This is a genomic window from Vibrio sp. HENC-03, from assembly GCF_000305755.2.
Lineage (GTDB): Bacteria > Pseudomonadota > Gammaproteobacteria > Enterobacterales > Vibrionaceae > Vibrio > Vibrio owensii.
Genome location: NZ_JH976085.1, coordinates 1 through 3,095, shown reverse-complemented (window position 1 = coordinate 3,095; position 3,095 = coordinate 1). Strand labels below are relative to the sequence as shown.

Below are 3,095 nucleotides of genomic sequence, written 5' to 3'. Positions count from 1 at the left end.
TTAGGGTGATTAAGGCGCTGTGCGGTAGCTTTTGTATTGCGTTACTCACACCTTAGCAAGGCGTTAGTACGGGTTTGACATCAAAGGTCATAAGTTTTGGTGTTTATCTGTTTTGGCGCTTGTCTTTACACCTTTCAGTTTGTACCTTTCACGTTCTTTCCGGTGGCACTATATGCGGAGTGTTTGCTTTGATTTCACCGTTTACGGCTTCTAACTCTTAGCCTATTTCTTTGGCGCTTCTTCATTTTCGTGGTGACTTTTGAGCGAACCTTGATTGCTTTTGGTGTGGCTGTTGAAGTACGAGGAAAGAATCTTTTTCTAATTTGAAGCTAGTGAAAGTAGGGCAGTTCAGTGCGTTTGTCTTCTAGCCAACTTTCGTCTTTCAATCGGGGTAAAGTTTTGTAGCTGCTCGTCTCACTTCAGTGTTCAAAGCCTTTCATATCATGCCACTTTTCAATATCTTGGAGCGCATAAATAGAAGTAGCGTATGTACTAACAAATTGCTTAAGAGTGATTCGTAACGCGTGGCATTTTTACTTTGCGGTGGCTTATGTGTTTAAGGCGCCGTGCGGTAGCTTTTGTATTGCGTTACTCACACCTTAGCAAGGCGTTATACCGCAATCAGTCATCTAACCTTTTCATGGCTTTACGGTAAACATCGCTACGTTCGCGCTTTCCAACTGCTAGGACGGTTACAATGATGACATCGTCTTCAACTTTGTAGACGAGACGGTAGCCCGATTGACGCAACTTAATTTTATACATGTTGTCAGCTCCAGATAGTTTTGAAGCCGGAACATGTGGGTTATCTAAGCGCTCTATTAGCTTTTTCTTAAATTGTTGTTGCAGAGTAGAACCAAGCTTTTTCCACTCTTTGAGGGCGCTCTTTTTAAAGTCGAGTTTATAGGTCATCAATATTTACCGAAATGCTCTCTTCAGATTCACGCTCTTTAGCGATAGTGAGTAGTTCAAGATCTTCGAGTCTGTCCATCATCATTTCGTACGCTTCGGCAGGTACGCAATAAAATGCTGGTTCATTTCGGTTTAATACAGCAACAGGTTCGCCGTAAGCACTAGTTGCAACTTTCATAGGGTTAGCTTTCAACTCAGTAATGCTTGCAGCAACATCAGCTAAAATTCTAGTGGTCATATAATCGGTCTCTTAAGTGGTCTTTATTTTGGTCATTTTAGCCTCAACCAAGCGGTATAACAAGTTGCTTAAGAGTGATTCGCAACGCGTGGCATTTTTACTATGCGTCGGTTTCTGTGTTTAAGGTATTATGCGGAGGCTAAGGTATTGCGTTGCTCACACCTTAGCAAGGCGTTAGTCTTTACATCAAAATTTACGCAAAAATAGGGTAGTTGTATGAGTAAATCTGTCTATATTGCTGGTAGTTTCAAAAATCTAGAAAAGATGCAGGCTATACGAGAAACTTTGGTCAATGCAGGTATTGAAACTAGTATCTCTGAGCCTCTTCAAGCTAATGGTATTGATGGTTGCTTGCAGCGTATTCGAGAAGCCGAAATTACTTACATTCTAAATTTTGGTGGTTATGTCGGAAAAAGTGTAGCAATGGATATTGGTTACGCTTTAGGTCTCGGCAAGCCAGTTTATGCTCTCGAACCTATTGAAGATCCAGGCATCACTCATTTGCTAACACGTGTTGTCACACCATATGACGTCATTGCTGAGCTCAGTGGAAATAGTAAAAACTAACAAACTGTTTAAGAGTGATTCGCAACGCGTGGCATTTTTACTATGCGTTGCTTTCAGTGTTTAAGGTGGCATGCGGCGGCATAGGTATTGCGTTGCTCACACCTTAACAGGGCGTTAGTCGCCAGAAAAAGCTAGCAGTCAAAATCATGTTTTTAAGCTCAAAACTTGGCTACTGGCTGTTTGATTCATAGTTCCATCTTCGACGGTCAAAGCTCAGTTTCATCGGTTCTAAGTCAATGCATTGCTATTTTCCAAGCGGTTGTTTCGTTCTTTGGTGGTGATAGGGCGGGGCAATCGAAAATCTGTTTTTGGTTGCAAATCTGCCCGGTGAGTTTGTTGGTTTAAAAGCTTGTTTACTTGCTGAAAGGACGTTTTCTCTGGTGTTGTAAGTTCCACGTGGTTTCAGTGACTTTGTTGAAAGTCCGCACTGTGAAATTGGCTTTCCAAAAACGCTTTTTGGTGTTGTCAGTCCGTTTTCTACGGCGTTGTTTGTTCCAAGTGGTTTCATTGACTAGCCGCTTTGAGGCTACGCCTGACTTAAGCGCATCAAAGCACATAAAGTTTGTTGTTCGCAAAGTTTAGTTCGGCTTAAAATTGTCGCTCGGTGTCTCGCGACTAACAAACTGCTCAAGAGGGATTCGCAACGCGTGGCATTTTTACTATGCGTTGAATTTAGTGATTAAGGTGGTGTGCGGCGGCATCGGTATTGCGTTGCTCACCCCTTAGCAGGGCGTTAGAGGGCTTATGAAAATAATACAACTGTTGATACTTGCTAAAGCTATATTTTTAAGTGGGTGTGTTGTTTACTTAGATCATCCTGATGCACAAAGAATAAGTGGCAAAGTTATCTGGAGAGACACAGGAAAACCTGCCAAAGATGCTAATATAACAATTTGGGAGGGGAGGACATTTTTCACTTTGCTTCCCATTTCCTATCCCGCAGCAGGTTGGGCAACTTCTGACGCAGAGGGTAATTTTACTGTTGTTCTAGAAAACCAATGGCCTGCAGACGTTACAGCACATGTTCCCTGTGGGTTTGGTAAACGTATTGTCAATGAAAGCGAAGTTAATCAAATCATTATAGAGTTGGAAGAGTCATCTTCTAGCGAGTGCTTAACTCCGATAGTTGATTGAAGACGCACAAAACTAAATTGGTGTTGTATCGTTCAGTAATGATCGACCAACTCAACCCCGCCCTCTAACAAACAATTTAAGAGTGATTCAGCACGCTTGGCAGTTTTGGTTTGGGTTGAGTTCGGTGTTTACGGTGGTCAAATTGAGTGTCGTGGTCGCGTGCTTCACACCTTAATTGGGCGTTAGGCGATTTTGTTTAATTTGGAGTTTTAAATTGGAAGTTGCATTACCAATTACAGTTGTT

The 3,095-nt window shown here is 42.1% G+C and carries 5 protein-coding genes; 2 read left to right on the top strand and 3 right to left on the bottom strand.

The window, feature by feature from the left end:
- Nucleotides 1–621 precede the first annotated feature (621 nt).
- Both VCHENC03_RS17270 and VCHENC03_RS17275 read right to left on the bottom strand, forming a co-directional pair.
- The gene (locus VCHENC03_RS17270) at nucleotides 622–912 is read right to left on the bottom strand and encodes a type II toxin-antitoxin system RelE family toxin (protein WP_005377002.1); all 291 of its coding nucleotides are present in this window, start codon (nucleotides 910–912) and stop codon (nucleotides 622–624) included.
- A complete protein-coding gene (locus VCHENC03_RS17275) occupies nucleotides 902–1,150 on the bottom strand; it encodes a type II toxin-antitoxin system Phd/YefM family antitoxin (protein ID WP_004730320.1) in 249 nt (82 codons plus the stop codon). Before VCHENC03_RS17275 ends, VCHENC03_RS17270 begins: the two co-directional genes overlap by 11 nt.
- A 216-nt stretch (nucleotides 1,151–1,366) precedes the next feature.
- Between VCHENC03_RS17275 and VCHENC03_RS0125595 the strand changes: the two genes are divergently transcribed.
- Entirely contained in the window at nucleotides 1,367–1,717 is a 351-nt protein-coding gene (locus tag VCHENC03_RS0125595) for a nucleotide pyrophosphohydrolase (RefSeq protein WP_032802444.1), read from the top strand.
- Between the two features lie 244 nt (nucleotides 1,718–1,961).
- Here the strand turns inward: VCHENC03_RS0125595 and VCHENC03_RS27295 are convergent, their stop codons facing one another.
- Nucleotides 1,962–2,225 (bottom strand): hypothetical protein, encoded by a 264-nt coding sequence (locus tag VCHENC03_RS27295; RefSeq protein ID WP_157621082.1) that lies wholly within the window; start codon nucleotides 2,223–2,225, stop codon nucleotides 1,962–1,964.
- A 236-nt stretch (nucleotides 2,226–2,461) separates the two neighbouring features.
- Between VCHENC03_RS27295 and VCHENC03_RS0125590 the strand changes: the two genes are divergently transcribed.
- The gene (locus VCHENC03_RS0125590; RefSeq protein ID WP_032802442.1) at nucleotides 2,462–2,851 is read left to right on the top strand and encodes a hypothetical protein; all 390 of its coding nucleotides are present in this window, start codon (nucleotides 2,462–2,464) and stop codon (nucleotides 2,849–2,851) included.
- Nucleotides 2,852–3,095 lie beyond the last annotated feature (244 nt).

Bases quoted from the DNA above. Each gene is read 5' to 3' on its own strand.
- VCHENC03_RS17270 (WP_005377002.1), bottom strand. From the start codon at position 912: ATGACCTATAAACTCGACTTTAAAAAGAGCGCCCTCAAAGAGTGGAAA.
- VCHENC03_RS17275 (WP_004730320.1), bottom strand. From the start codon at position 1,150: ATGACCACTAGAATTTTAGCTGATGTTGCTGCAAGCATTACTGAGTTG.
- VCHENC03_RS0125595 (WP_032802444.1), top strand. From the start codon at position 1,367: ATGAGTAAATCTGTCTATATTGCTGGTAGTTTCAAAAATCTAGAAAAG.
- VCHENC03_RS27295 (WP_157621082.1), bottom strand. From the start codon at position 2,225: ATGAAACCACTTGGAACAAACAACGCCGTAGAAAACGGACTGACAACA.
- VCHENC03_RS0125590 (WP_032802442.1), top strand. From the start codon at position 2,462: ATGAAAATAATACAACTGTTGATACTTGCTAAAGCTATATTTTTAAGT.